15 protein-coding genes are annotated in these 15,049 nt (G+C 40.6%); 10 read left to right on the plus strand and 5 right to left on the minus strand.

All coding sequences use genetic code 11. The annotated features are described in order from the left end of the window. Nucleotides 1–117: 117 nt before the first annotated feature. The 3 genes from WAA15_RS10325 to WAA15_RS10335 all read right to left on the minus strand — a co-directional run bounded on the left by WAA15_RS10325 (nt 118) and on the right by WAA15_RS10335 (nt 2,218). Nucleotides 118–507, minus strand: coding sequence for a DUF7793 family protein (locus WAA15_RS10325; RefSeq protein WP_337042660.1), 390 nt, complete (start codon nt 505–507; stop codon nt 118–120). 34 nt (nt 508–541) lie between these two features. After that, complete coding sequence (locus tag WAA15_RS10330) at nt 542–1,336, minus strand: nucleotidyltransferase domain-containing protein (protein WP_337042661.1); 795 nt, start codon at nt 1,334–1,336, stop codon at nt 542–544. Nucleotides 1,337–1,405: 69 nt separating this feature from the next. After that, entirely contained in the window at nt 1,406–2,218 is an 813-nt protein-coding gene (locus WAA15_RS10335; protein WP_337042662.1) for a helix-turn-helix domain-containing protein, read from the minus strand. Nucleotides 2,219–2,442: 224 nt separating this feature from the next. On the opposite strand from WAA15_RS10335, the gene WAA15_RS10340 reads away from it, so the two are divergent. The 9 genes from WAA15_RS10340 to WAA15_RS10380 all read left to right on the plus strand — a co-directional run bounded on the left by WAA15_RS10340 (nt 2,443) and on the right by WAA15_RS10380 (nt 9,699). After that, nucleotides 2,443–2,688 (plus strand): hypothetical protein, encoded by a 246-nt coding sequence (locus tag WAA15_RS10340; protein WP_337042663.1) that lies wholly within the window; start codon nt 2,443–2,445, stop codon nt 2,686–2,688. 212 nt (nt 2,689–2,900) lie between these two features. Further along, nucleotides 2,901–3,536 (plus strand): Crp/Fnr family transcriptional regulator, encoded by a 636-nt coding sequence (locus WAA15_RS10345; RefSeq protein ID WP_337042664.1) that lies wholly within the window; start codon nt 2,901–2,903, stop codon nt 3,534–3,536. Between the two features lie 449 nt (nt 3,537–3,985). Then, on the plus strand, nt 3,986–5,407 hold the full coding sequence (locus tag WAA15_RS10350; protein ID WP_337042665.1) for an MBL fold metallo-hydrolase: 1,422 nt from the start codon (nt 3,986–3,988) through the stop codon (nt 5,405–5,407). Between the two features lie 92 nt (nt 5,408–5,499). Continuing rightward, on the plus strand, nt 5,500–5,826 hold the full coding sequence (locus WAA15_RS10355) for a rhodanese-like domain-containing protein (protein WP_337042666.1): 327 nt from the start codon (nt 5,500–5,502) through the stop codon (nt 5,824–5,826). Nucleotides 5,827–5,837: 11 nt separating this feature from the next. Then, on the plus strand, nt 5,838–6,047 hold the full coding sequence (locus WAA15_RS10360; protein WP_337042667.1) for a hypothetical protein: 210 nt from the start codon (nt 5,838–5,840) through the stop codon (nt 6,045–6,047). A 15-nt stretch (nt 6,048–6,062) separates the two neighbouring features. After that, nucleotides 6,063–6,281 (plus strand): hypothetical protein, encoded by a 219-nt coding sequence (locus WAA15_RS10365; protein WP_337042668.1) that lies wholly within the window; start codon nt 6,063–6,065, stop codon nt 6,279–6,281. Between the two features lie 50 nt (nt 6,282–6,331). After that, nucleotides 6,332–6,535: a YgaP family membrane protein gene (locus WAA15_RS10370; protein ID WP_337042669.1), complete on the plus strand. Its 204-nt coding sequence runs from the start codon at nt 6,332–6,334 to the stop codon at nt 6,533–6,535. A gap of 228 nt (nt 6,536–6,763) precedes the next feature. After that, on the plus strand, nt 6,764–7,102 hold the full coding sequence (locus tag WAA15_RS10375) for a PadR family transcriptional regulator (RefSeq protein ID WP_337042670.1): 339 nt from the start codon (nt 6,764–6,766) through the stop codon (nt 7,100–7,102). Next, entirely contained in the window at nt 7,099–9,699 is a 2,601-nt protein-coding gene (locus tag WAA15_RS10380; protein ID WP_337042671.1) for a permease prefix domain 2-containing transporter, read from the plus strand. The genes WAA15_RS10375 and WAA15_RS10380 overlap by 4 nt, the downstream gene beginning before the upstream one ends. A gap of 146 nt (nt 9,700–9,845) precedes the next feature. Here the strand turns inward: WAA15_RS10380 and WAA15_RS10385 are convergent, their stop codons facing one another. Continuing rightward, nucleotides 9,846–10,163 carry a LytTR family DNA-binding domain-containing protein gene (locus WAA15_RS10385; RefSeq protein WP_337042672.1) on the minus strand — a complete coding sequence of 106 codons (318 nt, stop codon included), beginning with the start codon at nt 10,161–10,163 and terminating at the stop codon, nt 9,846–9,848. A gap of 231 nt (nt 10,164–10,394) precedes the next feature. Here WAA15_RS10385 and WAA15_RS10390 point away from each other — a divergent pair, with 231 nt between their 5' ends. Then, on the plus strand, nt 10,395–11,192 hold the full coding sequence (locus WAA15_RS10390) for a LuxR C-terminal-related transcriptional regulator (protein ID WP_337042673.1): 798 nt from the start codon (nt 10,395–10,397) through the stop codon (nt 11,190–11,192). 97 nt (nt 11,193–11,289) lie between these two features. Here WAA15_RS10390 and WAA15_RS10395 read toward each other — a convergent pair whose 3' ends face one another. Continuing rightward, nucleotides 11,290–14,937 carry a T9SS type A sorting domain-containing protein gene (locus tag WAA15_RS10395; protein ID WP_337042674.1) on the minus strand — a complete coding sequence of 1,216 codons (3,648 nt, stop codon included), beginning with the start codon at nt 14,935–14,937 and terminating at the stop codon, nt 11,290–11,292. Nucleotides 14,938–15,049 lie beyond the last annotated feature (112 nt).

Consider the following 15,049-nt stretch of genomic DNA (forward strand, 5'->3'; position numbering starts at 1 on the left):
TAGGTTATATTACTAACTATTAGCACAACAACTTACCACATAGTAACCTTATTACCTACATGACCCCTCGGCTCCTGTATTTATATAGGGGCCTTTTTTTATGATTCAGGTCGTTGTTTATTCCTCTAAAGATTTAAGCCATTGTTTGGCTTGTTCAGCATCTGAAAAACTTTTCATCGGAATTGGCGGAGGTTTCAGACTAAACAGCAGATTCATGATGAGCTTTGCCAGACCCGGCTTTGATACCATAGCCATAGCCGAATAAATAATAGGCAGTTGCTCGGTCGAGAACTTGCGGGTGGCTTTATCTGGCACAGGCGAGTCTGCCAGATAAATCAGCAGAGGTACAGGCTTGTTGTTGGTAAGCTGTTTTACAAAAGCTACATTTCGGCCAATACTCTCGACTGTTCTTTTTGTGCTTTTGGAAAGCGAAACCAGAACGCCATCATCAAACCAATAAGTAGCTATTTCTCCATCATATATGGGGCGGTCGGTAGGTATTGTCATAATATTTTTTAGGTATAAAATTAGCCGAAATAACTCAGATATGTTCTTCTATCTGTCGTAAATACTCTTTTACTTTTAGTTCGGCAGCTATTTTCAGGTCTATGGTAGTATCAAACAAATGCTTTCTCAGGGCTTCATAAATGGCTATCGATTGCCATAGGGCTTGTAGTAAAGCAGCTTTTTCGAGGCTAGCGGCAGTTTTGTTAATAGCCTTTAAATCAGCTTCCGAAAGTTTGGTTTCCAGTTTTCGTACTCCTCGGGGTTGCTGCCCGTTTTTAATCAGTAGCAAAGGTCCCAGTACCATCATACGCAGAAAAGCCAGAAAATCGTAGGCTTCAAACAACTCGCCGCGGCCTATTTTTAAAGCAGCGTAATGTATCCAGACCCAGAAGCGGTCCTCAATCCATTGATAGTCAGGGTACGGCCATGCCGAATCAGTTTGGGCAATAATGTTGCTCAGGGTCTGGTTGCGTTCCCACACAATAATGGGGTCTTCAACACGCTCATAAAACTCATGAGGTTGCAGAAACTTCAAATCAACATGCAGAAGTGGCTCATCATAGAGGCAAATCAATACTCGTGGTTCGCCTACATGCTCGCCCGTAAAAGCCGCTAGTAACGAGCCTAGTTGGGCAGCAATAGCTTTCATTTGCTTGGGGTCGTGCGAGATACTTTTTTCAGAAACCAGTACCAAGTCTAAATCTGAAAACTCATCGGTTTCTTTGCTTATCCAAGAGCCTGCTACCGCCAACCCAAGCATATCGGGCGACTGCTCCATGAACGCAATAACCCGCTGAACAAACGTATCGAAAAAACTGACTTTTACCATAATTGTATAAATTTTTACAAAACTATATATCTATAATAAAAGTGCTTGTGTAAAAAACAGACAATCGGTTTAGAAATAACCAACCGAATGCCCTGTTAGCTGAAGGGCATCTTTATAGAAGTGCGAGTGGTCATGATACCCGTACACTTCATAAGCAAGACCCTGACTTGACTCATGATACGCATAATAGGCTTTGGCAAAACGATGCGCTTTCAGGCACCATTTAGGCGTGGCCCCCACCCATTGCTGAAAATAACGCGTCAGAGATTTAGGTGTCAGACATAAATCGTCAGCCAACTGCTGAATGGCATTTCCGTAAGGCATAAAAATATCAAAACGGCTAAAGGCTTCCTGCACCAGATAATAGCGGTAGTCTGGCGTTGAAGAATGGTAGTGGCTACTCAGAAACGATTCCATCAGGCTTGCCCTTGCTTCAAAAGAACTGGCTGCTATTAGTTGTTCTTCCAATAGCTTAGTATCGAAAAAATAATGGAGGTCTTCTTTAAGGCCGTGTAACTCATGCGCTGGCAAGTGGGTAAATAGACTTAAAGCCCCCGGCTTAAGTTTAACGCCTGCTTGTTTCAGGGCTTTCGGATAGGTGCAAAGGCAGGAGTAAGGGAGTGGCCCGAACAATTTGCTCTGACTGAAAGTAAACGGCTCATGCTTAGGTAATTCGACCGACTGCCAGCTTAACTGGTTCAGGTTGAATGATAACAAACCAAAACAGTTAGGCAAGGCATGGCTATGAATGGTTTCGTTGCCGTCAGGGGTAAAAGTCGACTCCCAGAAGTACTCTACAACCTCACGCAAATGCCCTGATGGTTGAGCCATCTGTAAAGTGCCGCGCGAATCGTTGTTAGTAAAAATCTGATAGGTAGCCATGCTATGAGCCTGTTAACAGTCTTCAAAAATACATATTTTTTTGTTAGCCAGCCCTATCAAAAAAAGCTATAATGCAAGATTTCTTAAACATTGAGGCCCTTTATGTGTTTCAGAAAACAAAACAATATTTTAACAGTTATTTGTTTGTTATTGGTAGCTTTTATGTTACCTTTACTTACATGAGGCGAATGCCTCTTTTATAGCCATTGCAAAACATTTAAGTCATGAAACCGAAAAATCTTAACGACGCCTTTCAGGCGAAAGTATTAGACGCGCTTGAAAAAAGCGAAATTAGTCCGCAGGAAATCATTAAAACCGACTGCAAGGTTTGCTTAATGATTAGAATCTATGGAGACCTCATCCATGATAAACTCAAACAATTCGTACACATACTTAATAACGCCAAACTTAAATACAATTCATCTTTTTCACCAAAAATGGGTATCATGAATATATCTGTTTTTCTTTAGAATAGAGCCGATACTTAATTTGCCCGCCCTCTGCTTATCTACTGTTCCCATAGCCCATAATTTTTTAAAACTGTATCTTGTTACTAAAATCTGGTTTTGCTGAATGTGACTTTTGTTACACATTCAATAGTAAATTGTTGTTTTTTTTGAAGAAAAATAGGAAAGATGCTATCATTGTAGCGTAAAATCTTTAATAATGCACAGCTAAGCGTATGAGACCAGCCATTACCCTGCTTCAAGAGAAGTTTACAGGTATATTTGAATTTGAATTATTACAGGAGTTATCACAGATTGGTAATCTTGTAACCATTGAAGAAGGTCATGTGTTAATGCACGTAGGGGGGTATATCCGTTCGGTGCCTATTATCCTGAAAGGCTCAATTAAAATTCTACGCCCCGATAACGACGGCCGCGAAGCACTGCTGTATTACTTGGGGGGCATGGACTCCTGCGCCATGTCGCTTACGTGCTGTTTAGGTCACAAACAAAGCGAAATTCAGGCTGTGGCAGAAGAAAAAACCACGCTTATAAGTGTGCCTATCGAAAAAGTAGAAGAATGGATGACCAAATATAATTCATGGAAACAATTTGTTTTCATGACCTACCAGCGGCGTTTTGAAGACCTACTTAATACCATCGACCAGATAGCCTTCCATAAACTCGACGACCGCCTGCTGATGCTCCTGAAACGAAAAGCCAAAGTATGTGGCTGCCAGATATTTACGGTTACACATGAAGAACTAGCCAGCGAATTGGCTACATCAAGAGAAGTAGTATCGCGGTTGCTGAAACAACTCGAAAAACTCGGCAAGGTAAAACTATCAAGAAACAGAATAGAGTTGCTGTAAGCACCTGCCTATTGTATTATATCGTTGGCTATATGTCTGTGGGCATATAGCCTTTGTTTTTTCTTCAATTACTATTGTCCAAGTAAGCATTGGGTACACAAATAAATCTGTGAGGAAGGCCACCTCCCGAATCAATTTCGGCATTCTATTAATTTACCCATTGCATTGTGTATCACTCCAATTCTTTTAACTAAAACAATATGGGCTGTTACTAATAGCTGGTACCATTTGTTTTTATTCTCTAATGCCAATCAAGCCAGAAAATAAACATTTTTCAGCACTATGACCACCGTCATTAATTAAGTGTTGGCTAGCCTGTAATTTTATCGTGTGAGCATCGACCCAAAAAAAGCAAAATATTTTTCTGAGTGTGAGAAATGTTACAGACTTAATATATAGGCTTACTATAATTTTGCTTCATCAACAAGAACACTTAAACACTTTTACGTATGAAAATTGAACAGATTTATACAGGCTGTTTGTCTGAAGCCGCCTACTATATTGAGTCAGAAGGCGAAGTAGCTATTATTGACCCACTCCGCGAAAGCAAGCCTTACATTGAACGCGCCGCTAGAGACAAAGCTCAGATAAAATATGTATTTGAAACACACTTTCATGCCGATTTCGTGTCGGGGCATATCGAACTGGCACAAAAAACAGGAGCAACCATTGTGTTTGGCCCTACGGCCAAGCCATTGTATGCTGCCTATATTGCCAAAGATGGCGAAACATTTCAGCTCGGAAAACTCCAGATAAGGGTTATTCACACGCCAGGGCATACGTTGGAATCGTCCTGCTATGTGTTGAGTAACGAGGCAGGCAAAGATATTGCGCTGTTTTCGGGCGATACACTTTTTATAAATGATGTAGGCCGCCCTGACTTGGCACAACACGTAATAGCCGATTTAACACAGGAAAAACTGGCCGCTCATTTATACGACTCTCTGCATAACAAAATTATGCCTCTGGCCGACGACATCATCGTTTATCCGAATCATGGTGCCGGAAGTGCCTGTGGCAAAAACCTGAGCAAAGAAACAACCGATACGCTTGGGCATCAGAAAAAAGTTAATTATGGCTTGAATCCGACCCTGAGCAAAGAGCAGTTTATTAAAGAACTACTGACTGGACTTGTGCCACCTCCGGGGTATTTTCCACAAAATGTGCTCATGAACCTGAAAGGCTATGAAAGCCTTGATACCGTAATTGACCGAGGCACAAAAGCTCTGACTGTACGTGAGTTTGAAGCTGCTTTTACAGAAACCGACGCCCTTGTGTTAGACGTACGTGAAGCAAATACCTTTGCCAAAGGCTTTATACCAGGGTCTATAAACATTGGCCTTGAAGGCCAATATGCTACATGGGTAGGCACCCTGATTCCTGACTTAAAACAAACCATATTGCTGGTAACCAATGAAGGGCAGGAAGAAGAAGCCGTTATTCGTATGGCTAGAGTAGGGTACGACAATTGTATCGGATTTTTGAAGGGAGGGTTCGAGGCATGGCAACAGGCGGGTAAAGAAACCGATACCGTTAATACCATAACCGCCGAAGCATTTGCCGGCCTGCTGGCAAAAAATGCAAACCTGCCCGTAATTGATGTAAGAAAGAAAAGCGAGTATGACTCGGAGCATCTGATTGGGGCAGAAAATATGCCGCTCGATTTTCTGAATAATTACATGGCCCAGCTAAAGCCTAACACAACTTATTACGTTCATTGTGCCGGAGGGTATCGTTCCATGATAGCCATCTCGATACTGAAAGCAAGAGGTTTTACAGGCTTAATAGATGTTACAGGAGGTTTCAAGGCTATCAAAGAAACCGGAAAAGTAAAGGTTAGTGAATACGTTTGCCCAACTACCATGTTGTAATAAAATGAAATTATTTTGCCTTGTGTGACAAACATCACGGTACAGGTGGCAACAATTAATGAAATTTGTTTCATCATTAAAACAACAACACAATGTTTGATTTTTTTAGAACAAAGAAACAATATCAGGATTTGTCCGGTAATGCCTTTAAACAAATACTTACAGAAAATAAAGCAGCTGTATTGCTTGATGTCCGTACAGCAGGAGAATACCGTCAGGGAGCCATAAAAGGGGCGAAAAACATTGACATCATGAGTGCCGACTTCAAAACGAAAGTTGCGGCACTTGACCCCGAGAAAACCTACCTGATTTATTGCCGTAGCGGAAACCGTAGCGGGCAGGCGTGTAATTATATGGCGGGCTTGGGTTTCAAAAATGTGTATAATCTGTCAGGCGGTATAGGCAGTTTTCCAAACTAATATCTGCTATCATGAATACATTATTGAAAGACTGGAACATTGTTCGTATAATAAGGCTCATTGCAGGTTTGGCAATTATTTTTGTGTCCATTTCAGATAATCAGATTATTTTAAGTATAATTGGCTTGTTGTTGGTTATACAGGCGGCTCTTAATAGCGGCTGTGGTGCAAACGGATGTGCCATGCCTGTGAACCGTAAACAAACAAGACGACGACACTAAGTAATACATACTGACATGAAAAACATGAAGTTTATTGTATGGGCAGGTACTGCCTTAGGGGCCATAGGAGGATATTTATACTGGAAAGAAATAGGCTGCCTTACGGGTACCTGCCCACTTAAATCGCAATGGCAAACCATGGTTCCAATCGGGGCTTATTTCGGATTCGTTATTGGTGATTTGGTAAAAGGATTTGTAAATCCTGAAAAGAAAAATAACGACGCAGAGTCTTGAGTTCCGGCATTGTATGAGTTATCAATTACCTAAACTAAACTTTTTTGCTTATGAAAAATGTTGGTAAAACCGACCGCATCGTTCGGCTTCTTGTTGCCCTTTTAGCAGTAGTGCTATATTTTACCGATGTCCTGCCCGGTGTGTGGGGTATAGTAGCCATTGCATTGGCTAGTATTTTTCTGGTTACAAGTCTTGTAAGTTTTTGTCCGCTATATGCCATTCTTGGTATTAACACTTGTCGAAAGGCTACCTAAAACAAGCTATATATAAACTAAAATCCCGCTATTACCGTAGTGGGATTTTTTGTTTTTAACCCTTGCCTGCAAGCGTTTCATGCTACGTTCTACGTACGCTTTCGGACAAGCAAACTGTACGATTTCGGACACTCAAGACTTGAAAATTTACTAAAAAGCCCAGTTTTAGTGGGTTTTCAGGCTTGGCATGTCATTTGTTCTACAAAAGTTGAAATAATATGCAAAAATATGAAACGTACCTACTTAGGCGAATTTGAAGAGATAGTTTTGTTAACGGTGGCTATTCTGCAAGACAAAGCCTACGGAGTATCTATTACCGAAGAAATTGAACAGCAAACGGGGCGGTCGGTGAGTGTCAGTGCGGTGCATGCGGCTTTACATCGGCTGGAAGAAAAAGGCATGGTGTCGTCATGGATGGGCGAAGCCACAGCCGAACGGGGTGGCCGCCGGAAGCGGATGTTTGTGGTGTCAGCTTTAGGAAACCGTACACTTGATGAAATCAGGCTTTTACGTAACCGTATGTGGGAGGCTATTCCATTACATATTTTTTCAACTTTACCTGTATGAAAACATCCCCACCACGCTGGGCCGACCGCCTGCTTGAATGGTTCTGCGCCCCTCATCTGCTGGAAGAAGTACAAGGCGATTTATACGAACGTTTTCAGAAAAACCTGCGTGTATTTGGACCAGTCATAGCCCGTCGTGAATACGTCAGAGGGGTATTAGGTTTTATACGCCCCTTTGCTCTGAAACGAAAACCAGCATTCTCACCCTCATTCAATATACAAATTATGATAAGCAATTATTTTAAAATCGCTTGGCGGAATATCCGTCGGGATACCCAGTTTACTTTTTTAAACCTCGTAGGGCTGGCTATTGGCCTCACCAGTTCTTTACTGATTTACCTTTGGGTAAACAATGAACTGAATGTTGATAAGTACAACGAGCATGACGCACAACTATTTCAGGTATTACAAAACATTCCTCAAGAGAACAAGATAGAAACCGCCGAGTACACGGCCGGAATGCTGGCTACATCGCTGGCCGCAGAAATGCCTGAAATAACTTATGCAACTGCTGTGGTTCCGGCTTCGTGGTTTGCTAGTAAAGGCATTGTAAATGTTGGCGAAACCAAGCTAAAAGCAAAAGGGCAGTTTGTTGGGGCAGGCTACCTGAAAATGTTTAGCTGTAATTTTCTTCAGGGAGACAAAAACACGGCATTGAACGGTAAACACGCCGTAGCTATTTCGGACGAACTAGCCATGAAACTGTTTCATACTACCCAGAACATTATTGGTAAGAGCATTGAATGGAATCAGAACGAATTTAATGGAGCTTATATGATAACGGCTATTTTTGAGAAAAACCAGCCGAATGTCTCAGAGCCGTTCGATATTCTTTTCAATTTTGATTTGTTTGTTGAAAAACGCCCGGGTATGCTTGACTGGCGCAATAGTGACCCCCGCACCTACATTATGCTGAAAGAAGGCACAAACATAGAGGCATTTAACGCTAAAATCAGAAATTATCTGAAAACTAAGGAAAAAGATTCAAAACGGGAGTTATTAATCAGACCCTTTGCCGATAAATACCTTTATGGCCAATACAATAACGGAGTGCAGGCCGGCGGGCGCATTACTTATGTCAGACTATTTTCAGCTATTGCCCTCTTTATTTTGCTTATTGCCTGTATCAATTTCATGAATCTTTCTACTGCTAAAGCTTCACAACGCATGAAAGAGGTTGGCGTAAAAAAGGTGGTTGGTGCTTCGCGTAGTTCGCTTGTATTACAGTACATAAGCGAGTCGGTGCTGATGAGCTTTCTGGCTTTCTTTATTGCCATAGGATTAATATTTGTGTTGCTTCCAGCTTTTAACGACATCACAGGTAAAAATCTTTTTGAGAACTTTACCCCCAAAGTAATGCTGAGTATGATAGGCATTACACTACTGGCGGGCCTCTTAGCCGGAAGCTACCCAGCTTTATATATTTCGGGTTTTAATCCGGTAGCTGTGCTGAAAGGCAAACTCAGAACGTCTATCGGTGAGCTATGGGTGCGTCGGGGTTTGGTTGTGTTTCAGTTTACGCTATCTATTGCCTTTATAGCTGGTGTAATGGTTATATACAAGCAAATTAATTACATACAATCGAAAAATCTGGGATATAGCCGCGACCACGTAGTGCATTTTGAAATTCCGCTCGAAATGGATTCCGTCAAGATAAATACTGCAATTAGCTTCATCAATGAATTGAAAAATATACCCGGCGTAGTAAATGCGGCCAGTTATTACCATAACCTGACCGGCGACCACGGCGGAATAAGCGGCTTTCAGTGGCCGGGTAAAGACCCCACCCGAGACTTTGACTTGGCTAATCTGGAAGTAGGGCCGAATTTCCTTGAAACCATGAACATTAAAATTAAAGAGGGCCGGAATTTCTCTAAAAACCCTACAACGGAAATAATTTTTAATGAAACTGCCATTAAACAAATGGGACTGAAAAACCCTATTGGTAAAACCATAAAATACTGGGACAGAGAACGGCAGATTGTAGGCATAGCCGAAGATTTCAACTTTGAGTCACTTTATGAAGGAGTTAAACCGTGTTTCTTTCAGATATACCCTGTTATGCCCAATGTGCTGGTGCGTTTGCAAGCCGGAAACGAACAGCAGACCCTTAGCCGCATACAACAAGCCTATGCTCAGTTTAATAAAGGGATGGCCTTTGAATACAAATTTCTGGACGATGACTATCAGGCACTATATGTCTCCGAAAATCGGGTGGCGGTGTTGTCAAAATACTTTGCAGGGTTGGCTATCATTATTTCGTGTTTGGGTTTATTTGGTCTGGCAGCATTTACGGCCCAACGTCGGCAAAAGGAAATAGGTATCCGTAAGGTAGTAGGAGCCACGGTTACAAATCTGGCTTTTATGTTATCGAAAGATTTTTTCCGTCTGGTGGGTATTGCACTGGTAATAGCCCTGCCGCTGGTGGCATGGGCAGCCAAAGAATGGCTCACTAATTTTGCTTATCGTACCACAATCGGGTTTGAAATATACCTTATTACTGCCCTGTCCATTGCCCTCATTACCTTGCTAACTGTAAGTTATCAGGCTATTAAAGCAGCGTTAACCAATCCGGTTAAAACACTAAAAACCGAATAGGCTATGTATATATGGGGCATAGCGTCATACTATGCCCCACCTTTAAAATTGCTGATAGCGTGCAGGAAAACTCTTAAGACTTTCAGAACAGGAGGCATTAAGCACACAGCAGTTACCTAGCCATAGGTAGCTGTTTTGGTTTCAGGCTAAAGCGAAATATTTTTGCATACGGTATTGTACCGCCTCCTTGAAATTCTGATTTCTGAGCCGTCTTCAAGTTTAATTTTCTTACTTACAGGGCAAAGGTTTTCCAGAAAAAACATATTGGCAATACACGATTTATTTACTCTGATAAAAGGATAACTGAGGTAATCCTGATATCTTTTCAGTGAGTAAGACATCAAAACACTTTTGCCATTGCTAAGGTAAAAGGTAGTATAATTAGCATTTGCTACCAGTTTAATTATTCGCTTCGGAGCATTTTGTAATAACCTTAATTGTTTTTTTGAAGGAGTAGTTTTCATGGCTATAAATCTTTTGTAAGGGTTCTTGGGTTAATTATAAACAGTTCAGTATTAAGCAAAAAGGGCAGCTTTTTAAATCCGGTTGATATATAATTTTACGGAGTTTATAACGGTTTCAAAATTACGTATTGAAATCTTGTGAGTAAATAGCAGAAATCTGTCATTTTCTTGTCAGGAAGTATAATTTTTGTATAATTTAGCATTAGAACATGCCAAACCCCGATACTTAAGATGGATACCGTCCATATTGAACCGATTAACCCGCGAAGGTTTATCGAAAAATTTTTTATTGTAGACGATGGGCAGGAAAATAAATACTACGAATTTTTCAGAGCCTCAATAGAATCATTACCCAAGTTTGCTATCGGGCCTTTCTACTGGTTTATTCCTGAAAACCATTCAGGGAAAATTCTGGCTATCAGCGATAACTGCAAAGAGCTTACGCCTTACTCGCAGGAGCAATGGCTAAATCTGGAGAACCCCAACGAACAAGCACCCAATATTATGCACCCTGAAGATATGCACTTTATTTATGCTTCAATTGGGTATGCTATCGGGATGGCTCAGGATTTATACCACAAACAGCATAAAATAAATGTAAGTATTTATGCCCGCTTTATGGCAGCCGACAGGTCTTTCAGGTGGATGTTAATGCAGATTCCTGATTTTTATTTTGATGAAGCACTCAACTGTCATTCGCTTCTGATAGTCATGACCGACCTTTCGCATTTACCACCTCCTGCTGAAATCATGATGACAGTAATGGTGTCAACGCCAGAACAAAATCAGTATTTTAAGGTGTTTCCATTGCAGCAACAAACCAAAGTACTACCCAAAATAAACATTACCCGACGCGAAGCTGAGGTTTTAAGGCTGATGGTACGTGGTTTAAGAACCCCCGATATCGTTACCGAATTAGGTGTTGCGTATGATACCGTCGAAAACCATAAACGGAATTTAAGAGCAAAAACCAATACCAAAACAGCCGCCGAACTAATAGCCTTTGTTATGGCTAACCACCTTATTTAGCGATAGGCTTTATAGGTGCAGGTGTTTGAGCAATAAGTTTATTGCTCATATTGAAAACGGTGTTGTATCAGGCAATTGCTGCCGATACAGCACCGTTTTATTCAATGATAACTTTTTGAGTTTGTCCGTTTATTGTTAACAGGTACAAGCCCCTGTTTATATTCGACACATCTAATTCGTGTCTGGTGTTTTGAGTAGTCTCTTTTATGATTATTCTCCCCTTTATATCTGTAAGTACTATTTCCAGAGCTTTCGAGTTATTGCTTCGTTCCAGTACAAGTCTGGTACTGCTTGGGTTCGGATAAAACCTTGCAGAAACACCTTGTTCTTCAAGAGCCGTAATATTTAGCACGAAAGCCTCCGAAACGGTAGAGCAATTGTTGGCCGTTACCTTTACCGTATAACTTCCGTTTGTGCCATAATTTAAGGTTTTTTGGGTTGCATCAGCAATGGCCGTACTATTAATATACCATTGTAGCGTAGGTGCATTCGTACTCACAACCAACGCATTGCCCGCCTGTGTAATAACTGGTTTTTCAGGCAAAGGTACAAACCGGATATTGGCCGCATTGGAAGGTAGACTTGAAATGGTTGCCTGCTCGACAATTACCTGATAAATGCCTGTTTTTCGAGCGTTAAAAGTATTGTTTGCCGTAGCTGCCTGTTCCGTTTTATCAATAAGCCATCTATATTTGTCAAAACCTTTGGGGGCTGTCAGTACAATTTCATCACCTTCACAAGCCTGACTGCTCGGAATAGCCAGCAACGGGGCCGAGAGCGTAGGCTTTAGCGAAAATAACTGGCTGCCACTGTCTTGTAAACTAATCAAACAAACGGGTATGTCGTTAACCACCATAAAATAATTGGCAAAAACCACCTTTTTGTTAAACTCGCTTATTCGTTTGGTGCCTTCGGGTGTGCCGTTAGTCTCCCAGAACTGAGAACTGGTCTCTGGTGTGGTTCCTCTGATGTATATTTTTCCTTTGTACTCAAATACTACCTCAAAACTTTTCGGTAGTGCCGTCAGGTTCAAACGTTTGCTACCTGTGGGGGTGCCATCGCTCATGAATAAAGCCATTTGTACGCCGTCATTAGCCAGATAAGCACTAAAAATAGTAGTATTTCCCCACTGACTGATTTTTGAGAAAGAGATATAACCCGTTAATAATAATTTACTGCCCTGTGCAGGAGACCAGAAGTAAAAGTTATTATTATATTCATAAAATAACCCATCGTTATTTGTGTAAACAGGTAAAGAGTTGGTAGTTTTCATTGAATCTATTAATCGGAAACTTTCAGTATCAAACACATAAATCATGGTGTATGTCTCAGAAAAACTTTTCAATAAAAAATATGACTTATCAGTTATTTTTAGGTTAATTCCCTGATTGATAGAAAAATTACTATTGGCTGGTAACTGCACCTCACGAATAACACCATTCTTGAAAAACTTATATTCATACCCTGCCACTTGTCTGTCTGGCGTATATTTAAGCCCCTGTATCAGCAGCCCCCCTTCTAATTCCTGATATTGAATAATAGCCTCAGGAACTTGGGTGGCATCGAGCGTGTATCGGGTCGTTAGGTCATTTTCGGTATCATATACCCATATACCTTTGGTAGTATAAAATATAAATTGCTTCGAAAGCCGTAAATAGTTAAAGGTATTCTGAATATTTTCAATGATTTTAACAGGAGTATTATCTCTCAGAACATAAATATCTGACGTATTGGTCTGGGTAAGATTCTTTCTGAAAATCAATTTTCCTTTCAATTCGTCCAGATACTTTAACTCCCTCGAATCGATTCTTGTGTTGGTTTCTAAATCTATGATAAGAGTATTGTTAAGTTCAATGCCCATATAATAAGGGAGCATTACTTTGATATACCTGTTTTCCAGAACCGATAACGTTACTGGTGTGCCAATATCACCACTTGTATTTAAACTTATTCTTTGCGTAGTTTCCTGCGTGCCATTTTCGGCATATTTAACAATAAAGAGCGAATCGAGCGTAATGGCTTTATAAGCCTTTGCAAAAATATGGTAGTAATTGCTGCCAATTTTATACATGGCTGAAGCCAGTAAAGGTGTGTTATTGTCGTACAATTTAATGGCTTTAGCTACACCGTCGGTTACAACGTACCTGAACGCATAGCCGTTGCAACAATAATTGTTTGTGCCGTAAGAATCGATTTTGAAACCATAAATGAGTTCATCGTTATAGCGGGTAATTATTGGATTATCCATAAAATTGTCCGTAACCTTTAAAAGTTGTTTCAGGCTGTTTTTTGTGCCGTCAGAGGTGTATAAATGAAAACCCGCCTCCTGCGAAATTCCCCATATTACTCTTTTATTGAGTGTGTCTATTCTTCTGATACCATAGCCCACATCGTTTATGTCTTTCAATAGGCTAATATTTCCCGTGTTACTATTGAGTGTATAAGGCTCATAGCCGTTGTTGATATTGCCTGAAAACAACCATAAATCGTTACTGATTTCTGCTTGCAGATAACTCGGCAAAATTGGGTAATTGAGAGAAACTATTTTTTTGTTTTTCAGGGAATATAGCTTGCGTCCGTTTTCAGGAGTTTTGTACCTGAGCCAGTAAAGCTCGTCTGAGCCTTTTATCACTTGCGCTATATTTTCAGCCTTTATCTCTTCTTTTAATAAATAGGTGTCCAGATTCAGCGAAATGTGCTTAAAGGTATCATTAAGCAAGAAACCCATGTGCATCAAATGATTATCAGGCCGAAGTATAACCTGCTGCGCATACGTGTAACCAGCATCCAGAACCACAATGTTCTTCTTTAACTGAAAGCCGTTTACAGGGTCGAAAGTATAAAGGTAGCCCATTACCTGTGTCTGCTGCGTAATAGCATCGAAAGAATTGGCCATAAACCAGAAGTGTAACTTATTCTGATACACAAAGAAACTGGCTCCTGAAAAGTTTTGGTTCTGCTCGGGTACTATGGGAAGTGCATATTGTGCAGACTGGCGGTTTTTGGTAACTTTTATGCGCCCCCAGTCGCTAGTTAACTGAGTTATAGTATTACTTAAATATGTTTGGTAGAAGGTGTCTCCGATGCCAAAGTTGTCCTGATTATTAAACAGAATACCATTATCTGAAATCGGATTATTGAAATAAATCTCATTCTGATAAACATTGATATTTGCCTGATTATTATAAAGGGTAGAGTTAACCAGTCTGAACTGCGCATCATACCGTTTAACGAGCGTAATGCCCTGATAAGAGATTTTAATAAAAAAGTTGTCGTCAGAATTCAGAAGCTGAAAAGGCAAATAATCATAAGCAAAACTAATATTTAGTTGAACAGAATCAGCCTTGCTGAGAATAGCATCCAGTACTTTGGTTGTACCTGCCGAGGTGCCATCTGTACGCCAGATTTCAGCATTCTGGTTTGAGTTTAGCTGAGAACTGGCAAAATATAAATACCCGTTTTTAACTGCTACCGCTGGCGTAGGCGGAGTATTACTGGGCCTGTTGATACCTGATATAATATCTTTAATGAGGTAGGTTCCGGCTGATGTACCGTCGGTAGCCCATATTTCGGTTCCAACCTGAGCACTGTAAGCCGTAAAAATGGTTTTCCCGTTTACCTGCCCCAGAAACAGCGGAAATGAGTCGGAGCCATAAACACTTTTCTGGTCTGTTAATTGTTCCTGCGCCCAAAGATAATTACTCGTAAAAAAACAGTATAAGCAGATAAGGTATAGTTTTTTCATTGTCTGGTTTTTCTTTACTTATGTTGACATAAAAAAACAAAGAAGGGTTTAAAGAATATAACTGATTGGAAGGTTTTACAAGTAGCATAAGAAGTATTACAAAGTTTGAAAA

It is taken from the genome of Emticicia sp. 17c, assembly GCF_037153985.1.
Taxonomy (GTDB): domain Bacteria; phylum Bacteroidota; class Bacteroidia; order Cytophagales; family Spirosomataceae; genus Emticicia.

What these genes read in the sequence shown, in the direction of transcription:
- WAA15_RS10325 (WP_337042660.1), bottom strand. Translation starts at nt 507, where the DNA reads ATGACAATACCTACCGACCGCCCCATATATGATGGAGAAATAGCTACT.
- WAA15_RS10330 (WP_337042661.1), bottom strand. Translation starts at nt 1,336, where the DNA reads ATGGTAAAAGTCAGTTTTTTCGATACGTTTGTTCAGCGGGTTATTGCG.
- WAA15_RS10335 (WP_337042662.1), bottom strand. Translation starts at nt 2,218, where the DNA reads ATGGCTACCTATCAGATTTTTACTAACAACGATTCGCGCGGCACTTTA.
- WAA15_RS10340 (WP_337042663.1), top strand. Translation starts at nt 2,443, where the DNA reads ATGAAACCGAAAAATCTTAACGACGCCTTTCAGGCGAAAGTATTAGAC.
- WAA15_RS10345 (WP_337042664.1), top strand. Translation starts at nt 2,901, where the DNA reads ATGAGACCAGCCATTACCCTGCTTCAAGAGAAGTTTACAGGTATATTT.
- WAA15_RS10350 (WP_337042665.1), top strand. Translation starts at nt 3,986, where the DNA reads ATGAAAATTGAACAGATTTATACAGGCTGTTTGTCTGAAGCCGCCTAC.
- WAA15_RS10355 (WP_337042666.1), top strand. Translation starts at nt 5,500, where the DNA reads ATGTTTGATTTTTTTAGAACAAAGAAACAATATCAGGATTTGTCCGGT.
- WAA15_RS10360 (WP_337042667.1), top strand. Translation starts at nt 5,838, where the DNA reads ATGAATACATTATTGAAAGACTGGAACATTGTTCGTATAATAAGGCTC.
- WAA15_RS10365 (WP_337042668.1), top strand. Translation starts at nt 6,063, where the DNA reads ATGAAAAACATGAAGTTTATTGTATGGGCAGGTACTGCCTTAGGGGCC.
- WAA15_RS10370 (WP_337042669.1), top strand. Translation starts at nt 6,332, where the DNA reads ATGAAAAATGTTGGTAAAACCGACCGCATCGTTCGGCTTCTTGTTGCC.
- WAA15_RS10375 (WP_337042670.1), top strand. Translation starts at nt 6,764, where the DNA reads ATGAAACGTACCTACTTAGGCGAATTTGAAGAGATAGTTTTGTTAACG.
- WAA15_RS10380 (WP_337042671.1), top strand. Translation starts at nt 7,099, where the DNA reads ATGAAAACATCCCCACCACGCTGGGCCGACCGCCTGCTTGAATGGTTC.
- WAA15_RS10385 (WP_337042672.1), bottom strand. Translation starts at nt 10,163, where the DNA reads ATGAAAACTACTCCTTCAAAAAAACAATTAAGGTTATTACAAAATGCT.
- WAA15_RS10390 (WP_337042673.1), top strand. Translation starts at nt 10,395, where the DNA reads ATGGATACCGTCCATATTGAACCGATTAACCCGCGAAGGTTTATCGAA.
- WAA15_RS10395 (WP_337042674.1), bottom strand. Translation starts at nt 14,937, where the DNA reads ATGAAAAAACTATACCTTATCTGCTTATACTGTTTTTTTACGAGTAAT.